The following is a 25,320-nucleotide window of genomic DNA, read 5'->3' on the forward strand; positions in this document are numbered from 1 at the left end:
AACCGCAACGGAGCAGGACCATGACTCACGCATTCAAAGGCACCGCGCTGATCACCGGCGCATCCACCGGCATCGGTTCGCTGTATGCCGAAGGCCTGGCCCGCCGGGGCTATGACCTGGTGCTGGTGGCGCGCAACCGCGAGCGGCTGAACGCGCTGGCCAGCCGGCTGACCGAGCAAACCCGGCAGAACGTCGAAGTGTTGCCGGCCGACCTTGCCAACGCCGCCGACCTGGCCCGGGTCGAGGGCAAACTGCGCGAGGATGCCAGCATCACCTTGCTGGTCAACAACGCGGGTGTCGGCACCCACACCCCACTGCTCGACAGCGACGTCGAGCGCATGGCCGAGATGATCAGCCTCAACATCACCGCCCTCACCCGCCTCACCTACGCCGCCATGCCAGGCTTCGTCGCCCGCAGGCAAGGCGCGGTGATCAACATCTCGTCGGTGGTCAGCCTCGCGCCGGAGCTGCTCAATGGCGTGTACGGCGGCAGCAAGGCCTACGTCACCGCCTTCACCCACTCGCTGCACAAGGAGTTCGCCGGCCAGGGCATCCAGGTCCAGGCCGTGCTCCCCGGTGCCACCGCCACCGACTTCTGGGCGATCGGCGGCTTGCCGGTCAGCAACCTCGACCCTGGCATCGTGATGTCGGCCCAGGACCTGGTCGACGGCGCCCTGCAGGACTTCGAAAACGGCGTGCTGATCTCCATCCCGTCGCTGCACGACCTGCAGGCATTCGAGCAGTACGAGGCCAGCCGCAAGGCCTTGCTCGGCCAGCTTTCCAGCAACCAGCTGGCGTCGCGCTACAGTCACTGACCGCGCAGAAATCGAGTGGAGTACAAATGTACTCCGCTCGCTAATCTGGCCATTATTGCGCCCGCCGGGCCCCATGCGGGCCAAGCCGTTCGGCCAGGTAGTCGAGCAGCGCCTTGACCTTCGGCAACCCTTCGCGGCTCTTGAGCCAGACCAGGTTCATGGGCAGGCCATCGGTGGCCAGCGCGGGCAGTACCTCGACGAGCTCGCCGCGTTCCAGGTACGGCTGCACCAGCCAGGTGGGCAGTTGCCCGATGCCGTGGCCGGCCAGGATCGCCGAAACCTCCCCTTCACCATCGCCAACCGCAATGCGTGATGGCATCACCCGCCGCTCCATCTCGCCGGGCTGGCGGCCCTTGAAATACCAGGGGCTCACCAGGCCGGCGGCATCCAGGTAACCGATGCAGTGGTGGTGTTCCAGGTCTCGCTCGGCCACAGGCTCGCCATGCGCCTGCAGGTAGCCCGGGGAGGCACAGAAGATCAGGCGCTGCGCGCCGAAATAGCGGTGCCCCAGCGTGGCCGGCCAGGCATCGTTGCCACCGATGCGCACGACAATGTCGACGCCGTCGTGGACCGGGTCGATGAAGCGATCGGAAAAGGAAATGTGCGGCTGCAGCAGCGGGTGCTGATGGACGAAATCCCAGATCAGCGGCAGCACATGCTGGCGCCCGAAGGATGCGGGCAGGTCGATGCGCACCCGGCCGTGGGGCTCGTGGCTTTCGTTGACGATGGCCAGCTCCACCTCTTCCAGGTCGGCGAGCACCGCCGTGCAGGTGCGATAGAACGTGGTGCCGGCCTCGGTCAGCGCCAGCTGGCGGGTGGTACGCCGAAACAGCCGCGCACCGATGCGTTTTTCCAGCCGGGCAATGCCCTTGCTCACCGCCGAGCTGGTCAGCCCCAGGCGCTCGGCAGCGGCCGTGAAGCTGCCCACGTCCGCCACCGTGACGAACACGTCGATGCCCTTCAGGCGCTCAGAGGAATACATGGCGCGCCGCCTCATTCGTGAATTCTGTTCCGTTCACCTGGTAATAATCTCCGTAAATCACCGGTAATTTCTCAAATATCCTAGGGGAAATGTTCGGCGCAGCACAGCCTGCGATTCACACCTCACGGAGGCGCTCAATGAGCCTGTTCGACCCCTACACACTTGGCGATCAAACCCTCGGCAACCGTTTCGTCATGGCGCCGATGACGCGCTCGCGTTCACCGCAAGACATCCCCACCGTCGAGACGGCGCTCTACTACGCCCAGCGGGCAACGGCTGGCCTGATCATCTCGGAAGGCACGCCGATCTCCCGTGAAGGCCAGGGTTACCTGTTCAACCCAGGCATCTACACCCCCGAGCAGATCGCCGGCTGGCGCTTGGTCACCGACTCGGTGCACAGCGTCGGCGGCAAGATCTTCGCGCAGCTGTGGCACGTCGGCCGCGTCTCGCACACCTCGATCCAGGCAGGCGGCGCAGCGCCGGTCAGCGCCAGCAGCAAGGTGGCCGCGGGCGCTTTCGCCTTCGGCTACGACGAACAAGGCGCGGCAGGCTTCCTGCAGACTTCGGTGCCACGCCAGCTCGCCACCAACGAGGTGGCGCGGGTGGTCCGCGACTTTGCCCAGGCAGCGGCCAATGCCATCGAAGCCGGTTTTGACGGCGTCGAGATCCACGGCGCCAATGGCTACCTGATCGAGCAGTTCCTCAACCCGCAGGTCAACGACCGCACCGACCACTATGGCCCGCAAAGCCTGGAAAACCGCCTGCGCTTCGTGTTCGAGGTGGTCGATGCGGTGAGTGCGCGCATTGGCAAGGCGCGGGTGGGCATTCGCATCTCGCCTTACGGCCAGCTGATGGACATGCCGCTGTACCCGCAGATCGACGAGACCTACGGCGCGCTATGCGCAGGCCTGGGCCAGCGCGGCATCGCCTACGTGCACGTGATGGACCAGACGCATTTCTTCCTGCGCTCGGAAACCGCCCTAGCCCGTGAACAGGCGTTGAACGCGCTGCTGCGCAATTGCCGCCAGGCACTAGGCTCGACCACCTTGATCCTGGCCGGCGACCTGACCGTCGAGCGTGCCCAGGCCCTGGTGGCAAGCGGCCTGATCGACCTGCCGGCGTTCGGCCAGCCGTTCATCGCCAACCCCGACCTGGTCGCGCGCTTCAGGAACGGTTGGCCGCTGACCCAGCCCAACCGCGATACCTACTATGGCGGCGGTATCGAAGGTTACCTCGACTACCCGCCGTACACCGCTTAAGCCACGCAGAAGCCGCCCGTGAGCCGGGCGGCTTTTTCACTTCTGCCCGAGCGCCACGATCGACACGCCCGAGGCCACGAAGGTCGCGCCCGCGCCCACATTCAGCCCTTTCACCAACCTTGGGCGCTCACGCAACGAGCGGGTAAGCGCGGTGGCAAACACCCCCATCAGGGCAAAGCCAACGGCGGTCAGCACCGCGAACCACAGCCCGTACACCAGCATCTGCACGGTCACCGAGCCGCGTTGCGGGTCGACGAACTGCGGGATGAACGCAAGCACGAAAAGGCCTGGCTTGGGGTTGAGCGCCGCCGAAAGAAAGCCGGTCAGGAAGATGCTCGGCAGCGACTGGCGCGCGACCGGCTCGAAATTGAACAGGTTGCGGCTGCGCAGCACCTTGATGCCCAGCCACAGCAGGTAGCCCGCGCCAATCAGCTTGACCACCCAGAACGCCACCGCCGAGGTCTGCATCAGCAAGGTCAGGCCAAGCGCAGCTGCAGTTACGTGAAAGAGAATGCCAACGCCCGACGACAGCCCCGAGGCAATCGCCGCAGCCTTGCCCTGGCTCAGGCCACGGCCGATGGCGAGCAGGTTGTCCGGCCCCGGGGACATGACCAGCAGCAGGCAGGCCAGGGTGTACGCAAGCCAGGTATCGAGTGGGAACATCAGCGTTGCTCCTTGCTATCAGGGGGTATCCAACCCTTGGGAGCCCACACGATAGAGGGTAATTCGGCCTCCCGACAAGCCAGCGCCGAGGGTCTGTTCGCTACCGAACAGACCGCCCGGGCGGCCCACGTCAGACTGGACGCTGACCGGCTACTCCTCGGTACCCCAGGCTCCTGATGAACAACCCTTGGCTTCGCGCACTCGCCTTCGTCAAACGCCTCCCAGGGCTTGCCCGCCGCTGGCGCTCGCCGCGCCACCGGTTCAGCTACGAAAGCCTGCTGCGCTCGGGGTTGTACAACGCCCGGCAGATGGCCGAACACGGTACCTTGCTGGCCAGCCAGCACCGCCTGAGCCAGCTCCCCGCCGACGATGCGCTGCTCGGCCGCCTGGCCGACAACGAACGCATGCTCGCCAGCAGCTGCGCCGCCCTCGCCGCCGCCCTGCCCGGCTCACGCCCGGCGTTGCCTGCGGCGCAGTGGCTGCTGGACAACTTCTACCTGGTCGAAACCCACATCCGCATCGCCAAGCGCCACCTGCCCAGCGACTACAGCCTGCAGCTGCCGCGCCTGGACAGCGGCCCCTCGACCGGCCTGCCGCGGGTCTATGACATCGCCCTGGAAACCATCTCCCACGGCGATGGCCGCTTCGATGCCGAGAGCCTGAGCCGGTTCGTCGAGGCCTATCAGCAAACCGCCACGCTGACCCTCGGCGAGCTGTGGGCGATCCCGATCATGCTGCGCCTGGCGCTGATCGAAAACCTGCGGCGTGTGGCGGCGCGGGTCATGGCCAACTGGGCCGACCGCGACCAGGCCAATACCTGGGCCGACCGCCTGGGCGAAACCGCCGAGCGCGATGCCAAGAGCGTGGTGCTGGTGGTGGCCGACATGGCCCGCTCGGACCCACCGATGACCGCCGCCTTCGTCGCCGAACTGGCCAGGCGCCTGCAAGGCCACAGCGCCACCCTGACCCAGCCGCTGGCCTGGGTCGAGCAGGTGCTCGCCGAGTCGGCGCTGAGCATCGAGCGCTATGTGCAGCTCGATGCTCAGCAACAGGCCATCGACCAGGTGTCGATCAGCAACAGCATCGGCAGCCTGCGGCTGCTCTCGACCATCGACTGGCGGCTGTTCGTCGAGCACCTGAGCCACGTGGAGCAGGCCCTTTGCCGCGACCCGGCCGCAGTCTACCCGGCCATGGATTTTGCCAGCCGCGACCATTACCGGCACATCGTCGAGCGCCTGGCACGCTACAGCGCCTTCAGCGAAGAGGCCGTGGCGCAGGTCGCCATCGAGCTCGCGCAGGCAGCGGCTGCGCCGGCTGGGGAGGCGGCCGAGCACGTCGGCTACTACCTGGCCGGCGCCGGCCTGCCCGCGCTGGAGCGCAGGCTGCAGGCGCGGGTCGGCCTTGGCGAGCGTTGGCAGCGCCTGCTGCACCGCGCACCGCTGGCCTTTTACCTGGTGCCGGTGGTGCTGCTGTCGTGCCTGCTGGCCTGGGGGTTCGTGCGGGCCATCGACCTCGCCGGCTGGCCGCTGTGGGTGACCGCGGCCATGGCCGTACCGCTGCTGCTGTGCACCAGCCGCCTGGCCATCGGCCTGGTGAACTGGCTGGTGACCCTGACCGTGAAGCCGGCCTTCCTGCCGCGCCTGGACTACACCACCGGCATCCCGGCCGAGGCCTGCACGCTGGTGGTGGTACCGACCCTGCTGGCGACCGCCGAGGATGTCGAGGAGCTGGTCGAAGGCCTGGAGGTGCGCTTTCTGGCCAACCGCGACGCGCACCTGCACTTCGCCCTGCTCAGCGATTTCATGGATGCCCAAGCGCAAACCTGCCCCGGCGACCTGGCGCTGCTCGACCAGGCCAGCGAAGGCATCCGCGCGCTGAACCTCAAGTACGGCGGCCGCTTCCTGCTGCTGCACCGGCCTCGGCTGTGGAACGCCAGCGAAGGCGTGTGGATGGGCCTGGAGCGCAAGCGCGGCAAGCTCGCCGCGCTCAATGCCCTGCTGCGTGGGCGCGGCGGCGATTGCTTCATGCGCATCGTCGGCGACCTGCAGGCGCTCGGGCAAGTGCGCTATGTGATCACCCTGGACACCGACACCCAGCTGCCGCACGGGGTGGCGCAGAAACTGGTCGGCGCCCTGCAGCACCCGTTGAACCGTGCGCGTTTCGACCCGCACACAGGGCGTATCTGCGCAGGCTACGCGATCCTGCAGCCGCGGGTAGGCATCAGCCTGCCGAGCGTGGCGCGCTCGACCTACGCCCGCCTGTACGGCAGCGATGCCGGGGTCGACCCCTATACCCAGGCCGTTTCCGACGTTTACCAGGACCTGTTTCTCAGCGGCTCTTTCATCGGCAAGGGCATCTATGCGGTGGACGCCTTCGAGCGCGCCCTGGACGGGCGCTTCGCCGACAATCGCGTGCTCAGCCACGACCTGATCGAAGGCTGCTACGCCCACGCCGGCCTGCTCAGCGACGTGCAGTTGTTCGAAGCTTACCCGGCGCGCTACAGCGCCGATATCAAGCGCCGCCACCGCTGGGTCCGCGGCGACTGGCAATTGCTGCCGTGGCTGCTGCCCGGCAGCGGCCAGGCACACGGGGCGCTCAGCGCCCTGTCGCGCTGGAAGATCTTCGACAACCTGCGCCGCAGCCTGGAGCCGGCAGCGCTGCTGGCGGCGCTGCTGTGGGGCTGGCTGGCCAGCGCCACGCCGCTGGCCTGGACAGTGGCGCTGCTCGGCTTGCTGCTGACACGCCCGCTGCTGGACAGCCTGCTCGAATTGCTCGGCAAGACCACCGATGTGCCGTTTGGCCAACACCTGCGCGCGGCCCTGCGCACCTCGGGCACCTTCTTCGTGCGGGCCGGGCTGTCGCTGGCGTGGCTGCCGTTCGAGGCCGGCAACAGCCTGGACGCCATCCTGCGCACGCTGTGGCGGCTGCTGGTGAGCAAGCGCCGCCTGCTGCAATGGAACCCTTCGCGCGAAGATGAACGCAGCAGCGCCGACAGCCTGCCGGCGGTGTACCGCCAGCAGTGGCTGCAGCCGGCCCTGGCCCTGCTGCTGGCCGCGGCCTTGCTGGCCAAGCCCGCCGTGCTGTTGCTGGCCTCGCCGATTCTCACCCTGTGGCTGCTGGGCCCGGCGCTGGCCTGGTGGCTCAGCCGGCCACACGGGCGCGCAGCGTTCGCGCCGTCCACGGCAGACCTGCGCTTCCTGCACCGCCTGGCCCGCAGCAACTGGGCGTTCTTCGACAACCAGGTCGGCCCGGCGGACCACTGGCTGGTGCCCGACAACCTGCAAGAGCCGCCCTTCGCCAGCATCGCCCACCGCACCTCGCCGACCAACCTTGGCATGGCGCTGCTCTCGCACCTGGCCGCCCACGACTTCGGCTACCTCAGCGCCGGCCGCCTGTTCGAGCGCCTGGCGCAGATGCTCGACAGCATGGCCAGCCTGGAGCGCTACAAGGGCCACTTCTACAACTGGTACGACACCCAGACGCTCAAGCCCCTGGCGCCGCTGTACATCTCGGCGGTGGACAGCGGCAACCTCTGCGCGCTGCTGCTGACCTTGCGCCCAGGCCTTCTGGAGATGGCCGAAACGCCGCTGCTGGACTCACGTATAACCCAAGGCCTGCTGGATACACTGGACACCTTGCTCGAGGCGTTCGCCAGCGCCGAACGCGACCCTGGCGCGCTGAGCGCCCTGCGCGATCAGCTGCAACAGGCCCACGGGCAACCGCAGGACCTGCCCGCCACCCTGCTGCAAGTGGGTGAACAGCTACAAGGCCTGCCCCCCTCGCCTGATGCTGGCGATGACTGCACGTTCTGGCTGCAAGCCCTGCAGGCCCAGTGCCTGGACCTCAGCACCGAACTGCAGGGCTTGCAGCTGCCGCCCAGCAACGACCCGGTGCCGGCAACCGGCCAGACCTGGCAACAGCTGGCCCAACTGCAGACCGACCAGTGGCCCCCCGCCGAACGCCTGGCCGCAAGCAATGTGCGCGCACTCGCCCGCCAGCGCATCGCCCAGGCCCAGGCACTGGCCAAGCGCATCACGGCCCTGGCCGCCATGGATTTCCGCTTTCTCTACGACCCGCACCGCGACCTCTTCGCCATCGGCTACAACGCCGACGAACACCGCCTGGACGCGGCCTTCTACGACCTGCTGGCCTCGGAAATGCGCCTGACCAACTTCGTCGTCATCGCCCAGGGCCAGGTGCCGCAGGACAGCTGGTTCGCCCTGGGCCGGCTGCTCACCAGCAATGCCGGGGTGCCGGTGCTGCTGTCCTGGTCCGGCTCGATGTTCGAGTACCTGATGCCGCTGCTGGTGATGCCCAGCTACGAGGGCACCCTGCTCGACCAGACCTGCCAGGCTGCGGTCAGCCGGCAGATCGAGCATGGCAACCTGCTGGGCCTGCCCTGGGGCGTCTCGGAGTCGGCCTACAACGTGCTCGATGCGCACTTCAACTACCAGTACCGGGCCTTTGGCGTGCCGGGCCTTGGGCTCAAGCGTGGCCTGGGCGAGGAGCGCGTGGTCGCGCCCTACGCCAGCGCCCTGGCCTTGATGGTGGCGCCCGCCGCCGCCTGCCGTAACCTGCAGCGCCTGGCCGGCCTCGGCCTGGCCGGGCGCTATGGGCTGTACGAAGCCGTGGACTACAGCGAGGCGCGGCTGCCGCCGGGGCAAACCAGCGTGGTCATCCGCTCGTTCATGGCCCACCACCAGGGCATGAGTTTTCTTGCCCTCACCGCCTTGCTGCTGAACCGGCCCATGCAGCGGCGCTTTGCCTCGGCGCCGCCGTTCCAGGCCAGCATGTTGCTGTTGCAGGAACGCGTGCCGAAAACCGCCGCCCCCTACCTGCACACGCTGCAGGCCCCGGCGCCGGAGGCCGGGCAGCGCGCCAGCGAAACCCGGCTGCGGGTGTTCAGCGAAGCGCACCGGCGCCACCCGGCCGTGCAGCTGCTTTCCAACGGCCGCTACCACGTCATGCTCAACCACCTGGGCAGCGGCTACAGCCAGCGCGGCGACATGGCAGTCACCCGCTGGCGCGAAGACGCCAGCCACGACGAGCTTGGCAACTTCTGCTACCTGCGCGACGTCACCAGCGGCGCCTACTGGTCCACCAGCTTTCAGCCGACCCGGCACCGGGCTGCGCACCAGGAGGCGATCTTCAGCGACGGCAAGGCCGAATTCCGCATCCGCGAGCGCAATTTCGACTGCCACACCGAAATTGCCGTGTCCCCGGAAGACGACATCGAACTGCGCCGCCTGCACCTGACCAACCATGGCGACCAGCCCCGTACCCTGGAGCTGACCAGCTACGCCGAAGTGGTGCTGGCCCAGGCCATGAGCGACGCGCTGCACCCGGCCTTCAGCAAACTGTTCGTGCAGACCGAGCTGCTGCGCCCGCTGCAGGCGATTCTCTGCACCCGCCGGCCGCGCTCGCTGCAGGAGGCCACGCCCTGGCTGTGCCATGTGCTGGCGGTGCATGGCGCCGATATCGACGCGCTGTCCTATGAAACCGACCGCGCCCGATTCATCGGCCGTGGCCGCACGCTGGCGGCGCCGGCGGCACTGGCACGGGACTGCGAAGCGCTGCCCGGCAGTGCCGGCGCGGTGCTCGACCCGATCGTGGCGATCCGCTGCCGCATTACCCTGGCACCCGGCCAGGCCGCCACCGTCGACCTGGTCACCGGGGTCGCCGACAGCCGCGATGCCTGCCTGCTGCTGATCGCCAAGTACCGCGACCGCCACCTGGCCGACCGAGTGTTCGACCTGGCCTGGCCGCACAGCCAGGTGCTGTTGCGCCAGCTCAACGGCTCGTTGTCCGATGCCCGGCTGTTCGAGCAGATGGCCGCCTCGGTGATCTACCCCAATGCGTCCCTGCGCGCCGACCCTGGGCTGCTGGCACGCAACCGGCGCAACCAGTCCGGGTTGTGGGGCCAGGGGCTGTCGGGCGACTTGCCGATCGTGCTGGTGCAGATCGGCGATGCGGCCAACATCCAGTTGGTCCGGCAACTGGTGCTGGCCCACGCCTACTGGCGCCAGAAAGGCCTGGCGCTGGACCTGGTGATCTGGAACGAAGACCAGGCCGGCTACCGCCAGCAGCTGCAGGAGCTGATCATGGGCATCGTCGCCTCGGGCAGCGAAGCGCCGCTGCTCGACCGCCCCGGTGGCATCTTCGTGCGGCCTGCGCAGCAGTTGTCCGAAGAAGACCGCATCCTCACCCTGTCGGTCGCCCGGCTGGTGCTCAACGACAGCCGCGGGACCCTCACCGAGCAGTTGCGCCAGCACCGCGCGCCCCCGGCACCGGCGCCCTTCGAGGCCACCCCCGTGCCTGCCGGCCCCGCGCCCGTGCGCCAGGCGCCGGCGCCCCCGGCGCCGCTGCTGCTGGCCAATGCCTACGGCGGCTTCAGCGCCGACGGGCGCGAGTACGTCATCCCCCTGGTCGCGGGCAAACCGCCACCGGCGCCGTGGGTCAACGTGCTGGCCAACGCGCAATTCGGCAGCGTGGTGTCGGAGGCCGGCAGTGCCTACAGCTGGTACCAGAACGCCCACGAGTACCGCCTGACGCCCTGGCACAACGACCCGGTCTGCGACCCCAGCGGCGAGGCCTTGTACCTTCGCGACGAGGACAGCGGCCAGTACTGGTCGGCCACCGCGCAGCCCTGCCCGGGCCCCGGCCAGTACCGCACCCGGCATGGCTTTGGCTACAGCGTGTTCGAGTATGCCGACCACGACCTGCACAGCGAGCTGTGGGTGCACGTGGCGCTGGAGGCCCCGGTCAAGTTCTGCCGGCTCAAGCTGCACAACCGCTCGGCACGAACCCGGCGCTTGAGCGTGACCTGCTTTGCCGAATGGGTACTGGGCGACCTGCGCAGCAAGACCGCCCAGCATGTGGTCAGCGAGGTGGACCCGGTAAGCGGCGCGCTGTTCGCCCGTAACCGCTATGCCGTCGAATTCTCCCGGCACGTGGCCTTTGTCGATTGCGACCCGCCCCCCACCGGCCACACCTGTGACCGCAGCGAGTTCATCGGCCGCATCGGCGACAGCCAGGCACCCGCCGGCCTGCGCCAGGCGCGGCTGTCGGGGCGCACCGGCGCCGGCCTGGACCCTTGCGCGGCGCTGCAGGTCAGCCTGCTGCTGGAGCCCGGTGCCAGCCAGGAGGTGGTGTTCCGCCTGGGCGCGGCGGCGGACGGCCAGGCCGCCAGCCAGTGCGTGCTCGCCCACCGCGGCCTGCAGGCGGCCATGGATGCGTTCGAGCAGGTCCAGGCCTACTGGCAGCGCACCCTGGGCAGCGTGCGCATCGAAACCCCCGAACCCTCGCTGGATGTGCTGGCCAACGGCTGGTTGCTGTACCAGGTGATCGCCTGCCGGTTCTGGGCGCGCAGCGGCTTCTACCAATCCGGGGGCGCGATCGGTTTTCGTGACCAGTTGCAGGACAGCATGGCCATGCTCCACGCCGCCCCGGAACTGGCGCGACAGCACCTGCAGACCTGCGCCGCGCATCAATATGTCGAAGGCGATGTGCAGCACTGGTGGCACCCGCCGCTGCAGCGCGGGGTGCGCACACGCTGCTCCGACGACCTGCTGTGGCTGCCGCTGGCGGCCAGCCGCTACGTGGAACTGACCGGCGACACCACGGTGCTGGATGAACCGGTCGGCTACCTGGAAGGCCGCGCGCTGAATGCCGGCGAAGAGTCCTATTACGACCTGCCCGGCCATTCGCCGCAGGTCGAAAGCCTCTACCAGCATTGCCAGCGCGCCCTTGGCCACGCCTTGCAGTGCGGGGTGCACGGCCTGCCGCTGATCGGCAGCGGCGACTGGAACGACGGCATGAACCGGGTCGGTGAACAAGGGCGCGGCGAAAGCGTGTGGCTGGGCTTCTTCGGCCATGAAGTGCTGCGGGCCTTCGCCGGCCTGGCCCTGGGCCACGGCGACAGCGCCTTCGCGCTGCGCTGCACGACCCAGGCCGCCGCCCTTGCGCAGCAGCTCGAACGCCACGCCTGGGATGGCGGCTGGTACCGCCGCGCGTGGTTCGACGATGGCCAGGTGCTGGGCTCGGCAAGCAACCAGGAGTGCCGCATCGACTCCCTGGCGCAGAGCTGGGCGGTGCTGTCGGGGGTCGCTGGCGGCGAGCGTGCGCGCACCGCCATGGCAGCGCTGGACCAGCACCTGGTGCGGCGCACCACCGGTATCGTCAAACTGCTCGACCCGCCCTTCGACCAAGGCACGCTGGACCCGGGCTACATCAAGGGCTACCTGCCAGGGGTGCGGGAAAACGGCGGGCAGTACACCCACGCGGCGATCTGGGCGTGCATGGCCTATGCCCGCCTGGGCGATGGCGAGCGGGCCTGGGAACTGCTGCGCATGATCAACCCGGTGCGCCAGGGCTACAGCGGGCTGATCGACACCTACAAGGTCGAGCCCTACGTCATGGCCGCCGACGTCTACGCCATCGCCCCCCACGCCGGGCGCGGCGGCTGGAGCTGGTACACAGGGTCCGCCGGCTGGATGTACCGCCTGATCGTCGAGAGCCTGCTGGGCCTGGAGCGCCGCGGCGACACCCTGCGCCTGAACCCGCTGCTGCCCGAAGGCTGGCCGGGCTGCGTGCTGCACTACCGCTACGGCAACACCCACTACCGCATCGAGGTGCGCAACAGCGCCCACCCCGGCCAGACCCTGAGCCTGGACGGCCAGTTGCTCGAACAGGCCACGCTGCAGCTCAAGGACGACGGCAAGCTGCACCAGGTGCTCGCCCAATGCCAGCGCAGCCCTTCGCTGCTGGGCTAACCTTGTTGCGTCAGCCGCCGCCTTCGATGGTCCGCCCATGCCCGCGCCGTACACTCCCCAGCAGAACCACCTGCTGGCTGCCCTGTCCAGCGAGACGTTCAGCCGCCTGCAGCCGCACCTGCAGCGGGTGACCTTGCCGCTGGGCAAGGCCATCTACGAATCGGGCGATACCCTGCGCCATGTGTTTTTCCCGCTCGATGCCATCGTCTCGCTGCTGTACGTGATGGAAAACGGCGCCTCTGCCGAGATCTCGGTCGTCGGCAACGAAGGGCTGGTGGGCATTGCGGTGTTCATGGGGGGCGAGAGCACGCCAAGCCGGGCCATCGTGCAGAGCGCCGGGCACGCCTACCGGCTGCCGGGGCAGCGGCTCAAGGACGAGTTCAATCGCCATGGCGAGTTGATGATGCTGATGCTGCGCTACACCCAGGCCTTGATTACCCAGATGGCGCAGACGGCGGTGTGCAACCGGCACCATTCGATCGACCAGCAACTGTGCCGCTGGTTGCTGCTGTCGCTGGACCGCTTGCCGGGCGATCGGCTGTGCATGACCCAGGAGCTGATCGCCAACATGCTGGGGGTGCGCCGCGAAGGGGTGACCGACGCCGCCGGCAAGCTGCAGCGCCTGGGCGTGATCGAGTACAGCCGGGGCAACATCAGGGTACTGGACCGTGCCCGGCTGGAGCAGCTCAGTTGCGAGTGCTATGCAGTGGTGAAGAAGGAAACCGAACGGTTGCTGCCGTACTTGCCGGGCACAGGCTCCGAAGATTGAGCCGCAGGCCCGTTCACGGCTTCATCTTTTGCCACGGTTGATAACTGTAGCGCTCGGCTTCCGATGCCCTGGACGGGTCGGGGTGGCCGGAGCCGCGTTCGCTTTCCTTGAGCACTGACTGGTCGACGTAGTCATCCGGGTCGAGCGGTTTGGCGCCTTGGTCCTGCTCGCCCTCCTCCTCGCTTTCGTCATCGTCCTGCCCGCTTGGCCAATCGTCGTCGTCATCGGCGGCTGCAGGGCCTGGAAGGTCGATATCGCTGAAGCTTTTGCCAATGGTCATACGCACCTCTCGATGCTCAGAAGGCCTGAGCTTCTTCGAGTGTGCGCCTTGCCTGCCCAGAGAAGGTTTATATCGGACCGCCGGGGCTTATTGATTAACGCCAATAAGACCAGTGGCGCAGCGGCTTTCATGCATGTCACTTGCATAATGAAAGTCACAGTGAAATAGTGAAGCCATCCGCCTCCGACAGCGCAAGGTCACCCGCCATGAAAAAAGCCAGCTTCCAACCCATGCCCTGCCCGGTCGCCCGTGCGCTGGAGCACATCGGCGATGGCTGGAGCCTGTTGATCCTGCGCGATGCGTTCTATGGCCTGCGCCGTTTCGACGAGTTCCAGCACAGCCTGGGCATCGCCAGCAACACGCTCACCCGCCGGCTCAACGACTTGATCGCGAGCGGCCTGCTGGCACGCCAGCCCTACCAACACAACCCGCCACGCTTCCAATACCTGCTCACCGAGGCCGGACGCGACCTGCGCCCGGTGATCCTGACCTTGATGGCCTGGGGCGCCAAGCATGCCGAAGGCTCGCTGAAGGTTTACCTGGCCGACGAGCACACCGGCGAACCGGTGGCCCTGGCGCTGATGGACAGCAACACCGGCAAGCCCATCACCGTGCAGGACCACCGCGTGCGCATCTCGCCCGACGCCGACCCGCTGACCCACTGGCGCGCCGAAACCGGCCAGGCCTACCGCCAGGGAAACACCCTGGTAAGCCCCTTCCCCAACCAAGCCTCTTCAGAGGGCTGACCGCATGAACGCTCACGTTGGCACGGCACCCGAACCGCTCGGCGATACCGCCATCGTTACCCCCAGGCGCATCAGCGCAAAGGCCGCTTTGCGTATGGCGGCATTGGCGCTCGCGGTGCTGGCTGGTGCGGGTTATGCAAGCCACTGGTGGGCCACCGGCCGCTTCATCGAAGACACCGACGATGCCTACGTGGGCGCCGACGTCACCGTGATCAGCGCCAAGGTGCCGGGCTACATCACCGAGGTGGCGGTGCTCGACAACCAGTTCGTCAAGGCCGGCGACCTGCTGGCGCGCATCGATGTGCGCGACTACCAGGCGGCCCTGGACAAGGCGGACGGTGCAGTGGCCGCGCAGGTTGCCCAGCTGGCCAACCTGGATGCCGTCGAGCAGCTTCAGCACGCCGTGATCAGCCAGGCCAAAGCCCAGATCGACGCGCGCGGTGCCGAGGCGCAACTGGCCCTGAACGACAAGGTGCGCTACCAGAACCTGGTCAGCAGCCAGGCGGTGTCGGTGCAGAGTGCCCAGCGCGTCGAAGCAACCTGGAAGACCGCCCAGGCCGACCGCGTGCACGCCGAAGCAGGCTTGCTGGCGGCGCGCCAGCAGCTGGCGGTGATCGACACCCAGCGCGAACAGGCCCGCGCAGCATTGGCCCAGGCTCAAGCGGACCGCGAGCAGGCGCGCCTCAATATCAGCTACACCGAGCTGCGCGCGCCGGTGGACGGCTACGTGGGCAACCGCCGGGCCAAGACCGGCGCCTATGCCCCGGCCGGCAGCCAGTTGATCTCGGTGGTGCCTGCCCATGGATTGTGGGTGGATGCCAACTTCAAGGAAGACCAGTTGGCGCACATGCAAATAGGCCAGGCCGTCAATGTCAGCGCCGACATCCTGCCCGGGCGCGTTTTCCACGGGCGCGTCGAAAGCATCGCGCCTGCCACCGGCGCCCAGTTCAGCGTGCTGCCGCCGGAGAACGCCACGGGCAACTTCACCAAGATCGTCCAGCGCGTGCCGGTGCGGGTGCGCCTGGAGGGCAGCGACGCCGATTTCGGAGCTCTGCGCCCAGGCCTTTCGGTGGTTGCCGAGATCGACACCAAGGCCCGGCCGTGAGCAGCGAACTGCCGCCCCTCACCCCGGCGCAGAAGGTGGCGGCCTTTGCCTGCATGTGCGTGGGCATGTTCATTGCCTTGATCGATATCCAGATCGTCTCGGCCTCGCTCAAGGACATCGGCGGCGGCCTGTCTGCCGGCGCGGACGACACGGCCTGGGTGCAAACGGCCTACCTGATCGCCGAGATCATCGTCATCCCGCTCTCGGGCTGGCTGTCGCGGGTGATGAGCACGCGCTGGCTGTTCGCCGCTTCGGCGGCTGGCTTCACCCTCACCAGTCTGCTCTGCGCGCTGGCCTGGAACATCCAGAGCATGATCGCCTTTCGCGCCCTGCAGGGCTTTCTTGGCGGCTCGATGATCCCCTTGGTGTTCACCACCGCGTTCATCTACTTCAGCGGCAAGCAGCGAGTGATCGCCGCCTCGGTCATCGGCGCCATCGCCTCGCTGGCACCCACGCTCGGCCCGGCCGTGGGCGGCTGGATCACCGATGTCGCCTCTTGGCACTGGCTGTTCTACATCAATCTGGTGCCGGGCATTTTCGTCACCGTCGCGGTGCCGCTGCTGGTCAAGGTCGACCGGCCCAACCTGGCGCTGCTCAAGGGCGCCGACTACCTGGGCATGGGCCTGATGGCGCTATTTCTCGGCTGCCTGGAGTACACCCTGGAAGAAGGCCCGCGCTGGAACTGGTTCAGCGACACCACCATCACCACCACGGCGTGGCTGGCCGGAGCCTGCGGCGTGCTGTTCATCTGGCGCAGCCTGGTGATCGCCGAACCTGTCGTCGACCTGCGCGCCCTGGGCGATCGCAACTTTGCCCTGGGCTGCCTGTTTTCCTTCATCACCGGCATCGGCATCTTCGCCACCATCTACCTCACCCCGCTGTTTCTTGGACGGGTGCGCGGCTATGGCGCGCTGGATATCGGCCTGGCGGTGTTTTCCACCGGGGTCTTCCAGCTGTTGGCCATCCCGGTATACGCGTTTCTCGCCAACCGCGTCGACCTGCGCTGGATCCTGATGTTCGGCCTGGCGCTGTTCGGCCTGTCCATGTGGGATTTCTCGCCCATCACCCATGACTGGGGCGCCAGGGAGCTGCTGTTGCCCCAGGCAATCCGTGGCTTTGCCCAGCAGATGGCGGTGCCGCCGACGGTGACCTTGACCTTGGGCGCGCTTTCTCCCGCCCGCCTCAAGCTCGCCTCAGGCTTGTTCAACCTGATGCGCAACCTGGGTGGAGCGCTGGGCATCGCCGCCTGCGCGACGATCCTCAACGACCGCACCAACCTGCATTTCCAGCGCCTGGCCGAGCATTTGAACGTGCGAAACGAAACCATGAACGGCTGGCTCGAACAATGGAGCAGCAACGCCCAGCTGCTGGGCCAGAACAGCCTCGACGCCAGCCAGAGCGCGCTGCAGCGGCTGTGGGCGCTGACCTTTCGCGAAGCGCAGACCCTGACCTACGCCGACGCCTTCCTGGTGATCATGCTGTGCTTCATCTTCGCCACCTTGCTGGTGCCCTTGATGCGCAAGGTCCAGCCCCCGGCGCAACCGTCCGCCGACGCGCACTGAGCTACACAGCGATACATTCGGCACCTGTAGCGGACATATCCCGGATAACTGCGGCTGCCACCCTGGCGGCCCATCCATTGATAGCGCCGAGGTACCCATGTCCGCATTCCCCGTGAACCCGCTCAAGCTGACTTTCGAACGACTCGACCGCGCCGCCGCCTGGGGCTGGGACATCCCCTTGCGGCTGTTTCTGGCCTGGGAGTTCTTCGAATCGGGCCTGGAGAAGTGGCGTGGGGAGAACTGGTTCGAACAGATCCACGCCAACTTCCCCTTCCCCTTCAACCACTTTTCCGCCGGGTTCGACTGGCAGGTGTCGATGTGGGCCGAGCTGATCGCCCCGCTGCTCCTGCTGCTGGGCCTGGGTACCCGGCTGGCGAGCGCTGCGCTGATCGTCGTGACCCTGGTCGCCATCGCCGCCGTGCACTGGCCCGCGCAGTGGTCGACGCTGGCGCAACTGGCCCAGGGCTACTCGATCAGCGACCACGGCTTTGGCAACTACAAGCTGCCGCTGATCTACCTGGTGGCATTGCTGCCGTTGTTGCTCAAGGGCGCAGGCGGCTTGAGCGTGGATGCGCTGTCGGTGAACTTCTGGCCCAAGAAGCCGTACAGCAGGTAACCGATGGCCAGCACCAGGGTGCCGCCCATCACCGCCTCCAGGCCGCAGGCGTGCAAGGCGTACAGCGAGTAGCCCACGGCCACCAGCAGCACCACCATGTTGCGGGTGTAGACTGCGGGGCCGACCCCGGCCTTGTGCATGATCACCAGCAAGCCGGTCAGCGCCGTGATGTAGGGGATGAGGTTGGTCACCGCCGCCAGGCTGACCAGCCTGCCGAACTGGGCGGCGGCATCGGGGGAAATGGTCGACAGCGCCATCACCGTTTGCAGCAAGGCGCACACGGTCATGCCGATCACCGGAGCGTTCATCGCATTGACCTTGCCGAACAGCTTGAGGAACAGGTCCTGGTCGGCGGTCATCTTGGCGGTTTGCGCCAGGGTGAACTGCCAGCCCAGCAGCGAGCCGACACAGGCCATCACCGCCAGGGCCATGACCACGCTGCCCACCCCCGGGCCGAACAGGCTGCCGTAGACCAGCGCGAACGGCGCCGAGGACTTGGCCAGCTCGGCATTGGGGATGATGCCCTGGATCACCGTGGTCGACAGCACGTACACCACCGCCGCCCCCAGCGTGCCGAACAGGCAGGCCAGCGGCACGTTGCGCCGGGGGTTTTCCACGGCATCGGTGGCCTGGGCGGCCGACTCCATGCCCAGAAACGCCCACAGGGTCAGCGGGATGGCCTTGCTGATGGCCTCGGAGATCGGCAGTTGGTTGGGGTTCCAGGCGGCCATGAGCACCTCGGGCCTGAACCAGTACCAGCCGAAGATACTCAGCCCCGCCACCGGAATGATCACCCCCCACACGGTGAACGCGCCGATCTTGCCGGTGATTTTCGGCCCGCCGAAATTGGCGATGGTGGTCAGCCAGATCAACCCGATGGTGCCCACGCACAGTGGTATCGCCCCGCTGCCCAGCCAGGGCACGAAGGCGGTCATGTAGCCCACCGCGGAAATGGCCACGGCCACGTTGGCGATGGCCAGGGAAAGAAAGTACAAGTAGGAGCAGAGGAAGAAGCCCGACTTCGCATGGGCCTCCTCGGTGTAGGCCGACAAGCCGCCCGAGCGGGTGCAGAACACCCCGCACTGGGCCAGGCAGTAGGCGATGGCCATCGAGCCGATGGCGGTGAACACCCAGCTCAGCAGCGAAACGGCGCCCAGCTGCGCCATGTTGGTGGGCAGCAGGATGATCCCCGAGCCCATCATGTTCACCGTCACCAGCGTGGTGAGCCCGACCAGGCTCATTTTCTTGCTTGCATCCGCCATCACAAACTCCTTGTGCTCACAGGGTTCTGGAATTGCGCCTGGCGGTGTGCTGCAACGGGTCAGGAGCGACTGCCGTATTGGGTATAGATCATTTTGTCGGCTTATCGATGCCGTGAACGGTGCTTTCGGCGCTGCGCCGCAGTCAGAGCTGATAGAACGGCAACCCACCGACGCGCAGGAGGTTCACCATGCCCCGTGGAGACAAAGGCAAGTACACCGACAAGCAGAAACGCAAGGCCGAGCACATCGAGCAAGGCTACGAGGCCAAGGGCGTGAGCAAGGACGAAGCCGAGGCGCGGGCCTGGGCGACGGTCAACAAGCAATCGGGCGGCGGCGAGCGTAAGGGCGGCTCGGGCCAGGCCAAGAGCCCCGCCGCCAAGGCCAAGGCGCGCGAATCGTCTGCGCGCCGCGCGGTGGCGACCAAGCACGGCGTGCCGCGGCCTGGGCACAGCTTGCAGGACATGACCAAGCAGGAGCTGCTGGCGCGGGCGCGCAGCCTGAACATCGCGGGCCGTTCACGCATGCGCAAGGCGCAGTTGATCGAGGCCGTAAGCAAGGCGGCAGCGTGACCGCCGGCAAACCAGCTCCCACCCAAAACCCTGTGGGAGCCGGCTTGCCGGCGATAGGGCCATAACAGGCAAACGCTAGACGACCGCCAGCATGCTCTGCGCATCGCTCACTTCAAGCTTGCCTGGCGCATCCACGGCAAGGTGTTTCACCACCAGGTCATCGGCCAGCAAGGCATAACGCTGGGAGCGCCGCCCCATGCCCCGGGCCGAGGCGTCCTGGGCCAGGCCCAGGGCGTCGGTGAGCTCGGCATTGCCATCGGAGATCATGCTGACCGGGCCTTGTTCGGCGAAGGTCTTGCCCCAGGCGTGCATGACGAAGGCATCGTTCACCGCCACACAGATGATTTCGTCGACGCCTGCAGCCGCCAGCGCCTGCGCCATGGCCAGGTAGCCGGGGACATGGCGCTCCGAGCAGGTCGGGGTGAAGGCGCCGGGCAGGCCGAAGATCAGCACCTTTTTGCCGGCGCAGCGTTCGCGCAGGGAAAACGCCTGCGGGCCCAGCGGGCAACTGCCTTGGCCATCGCTGTACTGGTAGAGGGTCACATCGGGCAGTGCGTCGCCGATCTTGATCATTGCGTCTCCTGATTGCTGAGCTGTATGTAGGGTGGCGGGATGGTACACCGGCGCGGGTGTTACGGGCGTTACGTTGCGTACCACTGTCTTATGGTATGCCGCATACCATTCGTAACATTCACCGGTCTATGCCATCCCCCCCCTCCCCTGTGGGAGCCGGCTTGCCGGCGATGAGGCCGGTGCAGACTAACCTGAATCTGCCGCCTGTTCGGGCCCTATCGCCGGCAAGCCGCCTCCCACAGGAGAGAGGGGCTGGCCTGGTTATTGCTTTTGCATGCCCGAACCCCACGAGCATGAACGCATGTCCATCCACCTTCCTGGCTTTACACACGACGCTGCACCGTGCGCCATGAAAGGCTACCTGCGCCGTGCCACCGCCCCCTCCCAGGTTCACCTGAAACGGCCGCGCGCCTGCGTGGCCGCCAAGCAGAACGGTTTCTGGCAGATAGTCGCCTAGGTCCTTCCCCGAGCATGCTCGCCCATGGCAGTGGCCGCTCGCCGGCCGCTGCCTCCCTCTGCCGCACAGCCCCTGCGGCGCCTGCATGGCGCTGCGCGGGCCGTTGCACCCGGAAGAAACCTGATGACCCAGCAGACCGCCCTACTCATCATCGACCTGCAAAAGGAAGATGGCTTCAGCCTCGAACGCTTCGACTCCGTGATCGAGCACACCGCCGCGTTGATCGACGCGGCGCGCAAGCTGAACATCCCGCTGTTCTACACCCGCCATGTCAACGACGCCCACGGCCACGACCTGCTGCACGGTGAACCGCTTGACGCAGAGGGCCGCCCCGCCACGTACTGCGCCGGCACCCAGGCAGTGGAGATCGTCGATGCCCTGGCGCCGCAAGCCGGCGACGTGGTGATCGACAAGCACCGCTACAGCGCCTTCCACGGCACGCGGCTGGTGCAGATGCTGCACCGGCGCGGCATCCACCACCTGATCGTGACGGGTGTGCTGACCGACGTCTGCGTACTCACCAGCCTGTTCGACGCCTACCAGCACGACTTCCAGCTGACCCTGGTCACCGACGCCTGCACCGCCACCACCCAGGCCGCCCATTATTCGGCGCTGTTCATGCTCTCCAACTGGATCTACGGGCTCGACCTGATCAGCACCCAGCAGCTGCTCAGACGCTTGCACAACCTGCCGGCCACCTCGCTGCGCACCACCGAGCCCGACCACCTGGCCTTCCAGCCCGATGCTTTCGTCGAGGCCATCGCGCGCCTCGAAAGCCGCCTCGTCGCCGAACGTTGATTGGAGAAACCGTCATGAAAGTTGAAAACAGAAGCATCGACTACATCCCCGAAAACGAACGCCACGGCGAGCCACGTTCACTGTTCTTCGTCTGGTTCGGCGCCAACGCCAACATCACCACGGTGGCGGCCGGGGTGCTGCCGGTAAGCCTGGGCCTGAACCTGTTCTGGAGCGTGCTGGCGATCGTGCTGGGCTCGTTGATCGGCGCGGTGTTCATGGCCTCGCACTCGGCCCAGGGGCCGCGCCTGGGCATCCCGCAGATGATCCAGAGCCGGGCGCAGTTCGGCGTATACGGGGCCATCGTGCCGCTGCTGTTCGTGATGCTCATCTACCTGGGCTTCTTCGTCAGCAACACCCTGCTGGCGGCCCAGGCGGTGGCCGCCGCCAGCCCGTTCGGCAATGGCGTCAACATCGTGCTGCTGGGGCTGGCCTGCTTTCTGGTGGCGTTGTTCGGCTACAACCTGATCCACCGCTTCCAGAAGGTGCTGTCGCTGGCCTCCATCGGCGTATTCGGCATCGCCACGGTGCTTGCCCTGGCGCTGCCGACGGCGCCCGGGCAGTGGGCGCTGCAGGGCTTCGATGGCGTGGCCTTCCTGGCCTCGGTGAGCATCGCGGTGACCTGGCAGCTGTCCTACGCCCCCTACGTGGCGGACTATTCGCGCTACCTGCCCACCCGCACCAGCACCCGCCAGGTGTTCTGGTACAGCTACCTGGGCACGGTGCTCGGCGGCAGCTGGATGATGGTGCTGGGCGCCTTGCTGGCCAAGGGCATGGCCGGGTTCAGCGACAACGTCGGCCTGAACCTGGTCGGGTTTCTTGGCGGCAGCACGCTGTTGACCTTCGCCTTCGTGCTCTACGGCCAGGTGGCCATCAACGTGTTCAACCTGTACGGCGCGTTCATGTCCACCGTGACCGTGATCGAGCCGTTTGCCGCGCTCAAGGTCACCCCGCGCGTGCGCGCCGGCTTCATGCTGGTGATCTGCGCGGCGGCCACCGGGCTGTGCACCCTGGCCCAGGATGACTTCTTGCAGTTCTTCCTCAACTTCATCTTCTTCATGAGCTACTTCCTGATCCCGTGGACGGCGATCAACCTGGTCGACTACTACGCCTTGCGCAAAGGCGAGTACCGGATAGCCGACATCTTCGCGCCCAGCGGCATCTATGGGCGGGTCAATGGCATTGCGGTCGCGGTGTTCCTGGCCACCATCGTGCTGGAGGTGCCGTTCATGAGCACGTCGCTGTATGTCGGGCCGGTGGCGCGCAGCCTGCAGGGCATCGACCTGGCCTGGGCGGTCGGCCTGCTGTTCCCGGCCCTGGCCTACTACGCCCTGATGAGCCGGCGCAACCCCCTGGCCTCGGCACCGGCCAAAGGCTGAACGGCCTGGCCAGAGCCCTCGCGCAGCGCCTGCCCTGCGCGCGGGCCCAAGGTGACGAAGGCAGGCACGCCAGCTAGACTCCGAGACTGAACATGAATGTAACTACTTCGTTTACCTGAAAATGTTCGGCGGTCACACAGGCAGCCGGTCTTTGGGAAACCGGCAGGAACCTATGACTGTGCTACCTCAGGTCAACTTGACCAACTGTGACCGCGAACCCATCCAGATTCCTGGCAGCATCCAGCCGCACGGCTGCCTCTTGGCCTGCAACGCCTCGGCCAGCATCATCCTGCGCCATTCGGCCAACAGCCAGGCCATGCTCGGCGTCGCCAGCGAGCTCAATGGCCAGCGCCTGGAGGCAGTGATCGGCAGCGAAGCCGCACACACCCTGCGCAACTCGCTGGCACGGGTCAAGGAGGCCTCGCGCCCGGCGCTGTCGTTCGGCGTGGTGGTCGCCTCGGGCCAGGCGTTCGACGTGTCGGCGCACATCTACAAAGGCACGGTCATCCTCGAGTTCGAGCCCTCCGGCGCGAGCATCGCCGAGCCGGTGGAGCTGGTGCGCACGGTGATCGCCCAGCTGCGCGAGATCGAGCGCTCGGACAAGCTGATCCAGGACACGGCCCGGCGCGTGCGCGCCCTGCTCGGCTATGACCGGGTGATGATCTACCAGCTTGGCCCCGACGGCGCCGGCAAGGTGGTGGCTGAGGCCAGGCGCAGTGGCCTGGAAAGCTTCCTGGGGCAGTACTTCCCGGCCTCGGACATCCCCCAGCAGGCCCGTGCGCTGTACCTGCGCAACCCGGTACGGATCATTTCCGATGCGCGCTTCAAGACCGTGCCCATCGTGCCGGTCCTGGACCTCTCCGGCGAGCCGCTGGACCTCTCCTACGCGCACCTGCGCAGCGTCTCGCCGATCCACTGCGAGTACCTGAGCAACATGGGCGTGGGCGCCTCGATGTCCATTTCGGTGATCGTCGACGGGGCCCTGTGGGGCCTGATTGCCTGCCACCATTACGCACCGCGCAGCCTGGCCATGGGCCAACGGGTGGCGGCGGAAATGTTCGGCGAATTTTTCTCCCTGCACCTGCAGACCCTGCGCGCCAGGCACACCCTGCAAGCCGCCGCGCATGCACGCCAGGTGCTCGACAACCTGCTGCGCGACGCCCACCGCGCCGACGACATCGAGGCGCTGCTGCGCTCGCGCCTGGCCGACTTCAAGGCCCTGATCCCTTGCGATGGCATCGGCATGGCGCTGCAGGGGCGCTGGTCGGCCGACGGCCTGACCCCGCCCAAGGCGGCGATCCCCGGCCTGCTGAGTTTTGCCGAAAGTGTCGCCGAGGGGCGCACCTGGGCCTCCAACAGCCTGTCGATGGCCCACCCCGCGGCCCAGGGCTACGCCGTCGAGGTGTCGGGCGTGCTGATCGTGCCGATGTCCCAGCACCCCAGGGACTACCTCATGCTGTTTCGCAAGGAGCTGGTAGAAACCCTGGACTGGGCGGGCGACCCCAACAAGACCTACGAAAGCGGCCCGCTGGGCGAACGCCTGACGCCGCGCAAGAGCTTTGCCGTGTGGAAGCAGACCGTGCACCAGCACGCCTTGCCCTGGAGCGAACAGGACCGCCAGTTTGGCGAAGCGATCCGCGCCGCGATCGTCGAAGTGGTCCTGCACAACAGCGAGCTGCTGGCCGACGAGCGCTCCAAGGCCGACGTGCGCCAGCGCATGCTCAACGAGGAGCTCAACCACCGGGTCAAGAACATCCTCTCGCTGATCGGCGCGCTGGTGGCCCACCCGGCCTCGGAGAACCAGAGCCTGAACAACTACGTGGCCACCCTCAAGGGCCGCATCCAGGCATTGTCGCTGGCCCACGACCAGGTCGTGCGCGGTGACGGCGGCGGGCGCTTCGCCACCTTGCTCGAAGCCGAACTGTCACCCTACCGCACCTCGGCCGAGGCCCTGGAGCTGCACGGCCCGGCCTTGCTCGTCGATGCCCGGGCCTACTCGGTACTGGCCCTGGTGCTGCACGAGCTGGCCACCAACGCCGCCAAGTACGGCGCGCTGTCGGGTGCCGGCGGCCGGCTGTCGGTGACCTGGGCGGTGGATGCCGGCGGCGCTTGCGAAATCATCTGGTGCGAGCGCGGCGGCCCCAGCGTGCGCCCGCCAAGCCGCAGCGGCTTTGGCTCGGTGCTGATCGAGCGCAGCATCCCCTTCGACCTGGGCGGCAGCAGCACCGTGGAGTACCGGCCGGAGGGCCTGTATGGCGTGTTCAAGATCCCGGCCAGGCACCTGACCCTGGTCGAGGACTTCAGCCACGACAACCCGACCGTCGCCGTCCCCGCCGCGCTGCCCGACTGCGCCGCGCTGGTGGATGCCTGCGTGCTGATTCTCGAAGACCAGCTGGTGATCGCCGTGGGCCTGGAGCAGATTCTGGCCGATGCGCAGATCGACGACGTCATCACCGCCAGCTCCGAAGCCGAGGCGCTGAAGCTGTTGACCAGCCATGAGCCGGATGTGGCGATCCTGGACATCAACCTGAGCACCGGCACCTCCATCGCCGTGGCCGACGCACTGACGCGCCTGGGCATACCGTTCCTGTTCGCCACCGGGTATGGCGACAGCGTCAGCATTCCTGCGCACCTCAAGCATGTGCCGGTGGTGCGCAAGCCTTACGACGCAGCCTCGATCCTGTCCAACCTGGAGAGCCTGCTGGGCTAGCGAATCG

Annotated in this window: 17 protein-coding genes; 12 read left to right on the forward strand and 5 right to left on the reverse strand. The window is 67.2% G+C overall.

What is annotated here, in order from left to right; genetic code table 11:
* The first annotated feature begins 20 nt into the window (after nucleotides 1-20).
* Nucleotides 21-815, forward strand: coding sequence for an SDR family NAD(P)-dependent oxidoreductase (locus ACIPG5_RS17305; protein WP_401376581.1), 795 nt, complete (start codon nucleotides 21-23; stop codon nucleotides 813-815).
* A gap of 52 nt (nucleotides 816-867) precedes the next feature.
* Here ACIPG5_RS17305 and ACIPG5_RS17310 read toward each other — a convergent pair whose 3' ends face one another.
* Complete coding sequence (locus ACIPG5_RS17310; RefSeq protein ID WP_401376584.1) at nucleotides 868-1,797, reverse strand: LysR family transcriptional regulator; 930 nt, start codon at nucleotides 1,795-1,797, stop codon at nucleotides 868-870.
* Nucleotides 1,798-1,934: 137 nt separating this feature from the next.
* Between ACIPG5_RS17310 and ACIPG5_RS17315 the strand changes: the two genes are divergently transcribed.
* Complete coding sequence (locus tag ACIPG5_RS17315; protein WP_401376587.1) at nucleotides 1,935-3,056, forward strand: alkene reductase; 1,122 nt, start codon at nucleotides 1,935-1,937, stop codon at nucleotides 3,054-3,056.
* 36 nt (nucleotides 3,057-3,092) lie between these two features.
* On the opposite strand, the gene ACIPG5_RS17320 is transcribed toward ACIPG5_RS17315, so the two are convergent.
* A complete protein-coding gene (locus ACIPG5_RS17320) occupies nucleotides 3,093-3,719 on the reverse strand; it encodes a LysE family translocator (protein WP_176515527.1) in 627 nt (208 codons plus the stop codon).
* Nucleotides 3,720-3,895: 176 nt separating this feature from the next.
* Between ACIPG5_RS17320 and ACIPG5_RS17325 the strand changes: the two genes are divergently transcribed.
* The gene (locus ACIPG5_RS17325) at nucleotides 3,896-12,490 is read left to right on the forward strand and encodes a GH36-type glycosyl hydrolase domain-containing protein (RefSeq protein ID WP_401376590.1); all 8,595 of its coding nucleotides are present in this window, start codon (nucleotides 3,896-3,898) and stop codon (nucleotides 12,488-12,490) included.
* A gap of 37 nt (nucleotides 12,491-12,527) precedes the next feature.
* Nucleotides 12,528-13,259, forward strand: a complete 732-nt coding sequence (locus tag ACIPG5_RS17330) for a Crp/Fnr family transcriptional regulator (RefSeq protein WP_176515531.1) — start codon at nucleotides 12,528-12,530, stop codon at nucleotides 13,257-13,259.
* 13 nt (nucleotides 13,260-13,272) lie between these two features.
* Here the strand turns inward: ACIPG5_RS17330 and ACIPG5_RS17335 are convergent, their stop codons facing one another.
* Nucleotides 13,273-13,539 (reverse strand): hypothetical protein, encoded by a 267-nt coding sequence (locus tag ACIPG5_RS17335; protein ID WP_236235835.1) that lies wholly within the window; start codon nucleotides 13,537-13,539, stop codon nucleotides 13,273-13,275.
* 206 nt (nucleotides 13,540-13,745) lie between these two features.
* Between ACIPG5_RS17335 and ACIPG5_RS17340 the strand changes: the two genes are divergently transcribed.
* The 4 genes from ACIPG5_RS17340 to ACIPG5_RS17355 all read left to right on the forward strand — a co-directional run bounded on the left by ACIPG5_RS17340 (nucleotide 13,746) and on the right by ACIPG5_RS17355 (nucleotide 17,568).
* Nucleotides 13,746-14,285: a winged helix-turn-helix transcriptional regulator gene (locus tag ACIPG5_RS17340; RefSeq protein WP_401376594.1), complete on the forward strand. Its 540-nt coding sequence runs from the start codon at nucleotides 13,746-13,748 to the stop codon at nucleotides 14,283-14,285.
* Nucleotides 14,286-14,379: 94 nt separating this feature from the next.
* A complete protein-coding gene (locus ACIPG5_RS17345) occupies nucleotides 14,380-15,390 on the forward strand; it encodes an HlyD family secretion protein (RefSeq protein ID WP_401376681.1) in 1,011 nt (336 codons plus the stop codon).
* Nucleotides 15,391-15,443: 53 nt separating this feature from the next.
* Complete coding sequence (locus ACIPG5_RS17350; RefSeq protein WP_401376684.1) at nucleotides 15,444-16,952, forward strand: DHA2 family efflux MFS transporter permease subunit; 1,509 nt, start codon at nucleotides 15,444-15,446, stop codon at nucleotides 16,950-16,952.
* A 97-nt stretch (nucleotides 16,953-17,049) separates the two neighbouring features.
* Nucleotides 17,050-17,568, forward strand: a complete 519-nt coding sequence (locus tag ACIPG5_RS17355; protein ID WP_401376597.1) for a DoxX family protein — start codon at nucleotides 17,050-17,052, stop codon at nucleotides 17,566-17,568.
* Here the strand turns inward: ACIPG5_RS17355 and potE are convergent.
* Nucleotides 17,466-18,830, reverse strand: a complete 1,365-nt coding sequence (gene potE, locus ACIPG5_RS17360; protein WP_401376600.1) for a putrescine-ornithine antiporter — start codon at nucleotides 18,828-18,830, stop codon at nucleotides 17,466-17,468. The genes ACIPG5_RS17355 and potE overlap by 103 nt on opposite strands.
* Nucleotides 18,831-19,018: 188 nt before the next feature.
* Between potE and ACIPG5_RS17365 the strand changes: the two genes are divergently transcribed.
* A complete protein-coding gene (locus ACIPG5_RS17365) occupies nucleotides 19,019-19,399 on the forward strand; it encodes a Rho termination factor N-terminal domain-containing protein (RefSeq protein WP_176515538.1) in 381 nt (126 codons plus the stop codon).
* A 75-nt stretch (nucleotides 19,400-19,474) separates the two neighbouring features.
* Here ACIPG5_RS17365 and ACIPG5_RS17370 read toward each other — a convergent pair whose 3' ends face one another.
* Nucleotides 19,475-19,972 (reverse strand): peroxiredoxin, encoded by a 498-nt coding sequence (locus ACIPG5_RS17370; RefSeq protein WP_176515540.1) that lies wholly within the window; start codon nucleotides 19,970-19,972, stop codon nucleotides 19,475-19,477.
* 580 nt (nucleotides 19,973-20,552) lie between these two features.
* On the opposite strand from ACIPG5_RS17370, the gene ACIPG5_RS17375 reads away from it, so the two are divergent.
* From ACIPG5_RS17375 to ACIPG5_RS17385, 3 genes are all read left to right on the forward strand, one after another.
* Complete coding sequence (locus ACIPG5_RS17375; RefSeq protein ID WP_401376603.1) at nucleotides 20,553-21,227, forward strand: isochorismatase family cysteine hydrolase; 675 nt, start codon at nucleotides 20,553-20,555, stop codon at nucleotides 21,225-21,227.
* A 14-nt stretch (nucleotides 21,228-21,241) separates the two neighbouring features.
* Nucleotides 21,242-22,603, forward strand: a complete 1,362-nt coding sequence (locus ACIPG5_RS17380) for a purine-cytosine permease family protein (RefSeq protein WP_401376606.1) — start codon at nucleotides 21,242-21,244, stop codon at nucleotides 22,601-22,603.
* Between the two features lie 172 nt (nucleotides 22,604-22,775).
* The gene (locus ACIPG5_RS17385) at nucleotides 22,776-25,313 is read left to right on the forward strand and encodes an HWE histidine kinase domain-containing protein (RefSeq protein ID WP_401376608.1); all 2,538 of its coding nucleotides are present in this window, start codon (nucleotides 22,776-22,778) and stop codon (nucleotides 25,311-25,313) included.
* Nucleotides 25,314-25,320 lie beyond the last annotated feature (7 nt).

It is taken from the genome of Pseudomonas sp. NPDC087029, assembly GCF_044745345.1.
Taxonomy (GTDB): Bacteria; Pseudomonadota; Gammaproteobacteria; order Pseudomonadales; family Pseudomonadaceae; genus Aquipseudomonas; species Aquipseudomonas faucium.

What these genes read in the sequence shown, in the direction of transcription:
- ACIPG5_RS17305 (WP_401376581.1), top strand. Translation starts at nt 21, where the DNA reads ATGACTCACGCATTCAAAGGCACCGCGCTGATCACCGGCGCATCCACC.
- ACIPG5_RS17310 (WP_401376584.1), bottom strand. Translation starts at nt 1,797, where the DNA reads ATGTATTCCTCTGAGCGCCTGAAGGGCATCGACGTGTTCGTCACGGTG.
- ACIPG5_RS17315 (WP_401376587.1), top strand. Translation starts at nt 1,935, where the DNA reads ATGAGCCTGTTCGACCCCTACACACTTGGCGATCAAACCCTCGGCAAC.
- ACIPG5_RS17320 (WP_176515527.1), bottom strand. Translation starts at nt 3,719, where the DNA reads ATGTTCCCACTCGATACCTGGCTTGCGTACACCCTGGCCTGCCTGCTG.
- ACIPG5_RS17325 (WP_401376590.1), top strand. Translation starts at nt 3,896, where the DNA reads ATGAACAACCCTTGGCTTCGCGCACTCGCCTTCGTCAAACGCCTCCCA.
- ACIPG5_RS17330 (WP_176515531.1), top strand. Translation starts at nt 12,528, where the DNA reads ATGCCCGCGCCGTACACTCCCCAGCAGAACCACCTGCTGGCTGCCCTG.
- ACIPG5_RS17335 (WP_236235835.1), bottom strand. Translation starts at nt 13,539, where the DNA reads ATGACCATTGGCAAAAGCTTCAGCGATATCGACCTTCCAGGCCCTGCA.
- ACIPG5_RS17340 (WP_401376594.1), top strand. Translation starts at nt 13,746, where the DNA reads ATGAAAAAAGCCAGCTTCCAACCCATGCCCTGCCCGGTCGCCCGTGCG.
- ACIPG5_RS17345 (WP_401376681.1), top strand. Translation starts at nt 14,380, where the DNA reads ATGGCGGCATTGGCGCTCGCGGTGCTGGCTGGTGCGGGTTATGCAAGC.
- ACIPG5_RS17350 (WP_401376684.1), top strand. Translation starts at nt 15,444, where the DNA reads ATGTGCGTGGGCATGTTCATTGCCTTGATCGATATCCAGATCGTCTCG.
- ACIPG5_RS17355 (WP_401376597.1), top strand. Translation starts at nt 17,050, where the DNA reads ATGTCCGCATTCCCCGTGAACCCGCTCAAGCTGACTTTCGAACGACTC.
- potE (WP_401376600.1), bottom strand. Translation starts at nt 18,830, where the DNA reads ATGGCGGATGCAAGCAAGAAAATGAGCCTGGTCGGGCTCACCACGCTG.
- ACIPG5_RS17365 (WP_176515538.1), top strand. Translation starts at nt 19,019, where the DNA reads ATGCCCCGTGGAGACAAAGGCAAGTACACCGACAAGCAGAAACGCAAG.
- ACIPG5_RS17370 (WP_176515540.1), bottom strand. Translation starts at nt 19,972, where the DNA reads ATGATCAAGATCGGCGACGCACTGCCCGATGTGACCCTCTACCAGTAC.
- ACIPG5_RS17375 (WP_401376603.1), top strand. Translation starts at nt 20,553, where the DNA reads ATGACCCAGCAGACCGCCCTACTCATCATCGACCTGCAAAAGGAAGAT.
- ACIPG5_RS17380 (WP_401376606.1), top strand. Translation starts at nt 21,242, where the DNA reads ATGAAAGTTGAAAACAGAAGCATCGACTACATCCCCGAAAACGAACGC.
- ACIPG5_RS17385 (WP_401376608.1), top strand. Translation starts at nt 22,776, where the DNA reads ATGACTGTGCTACCTCAGGTCAACTTGACCAACTGTGACCGCGAACCC.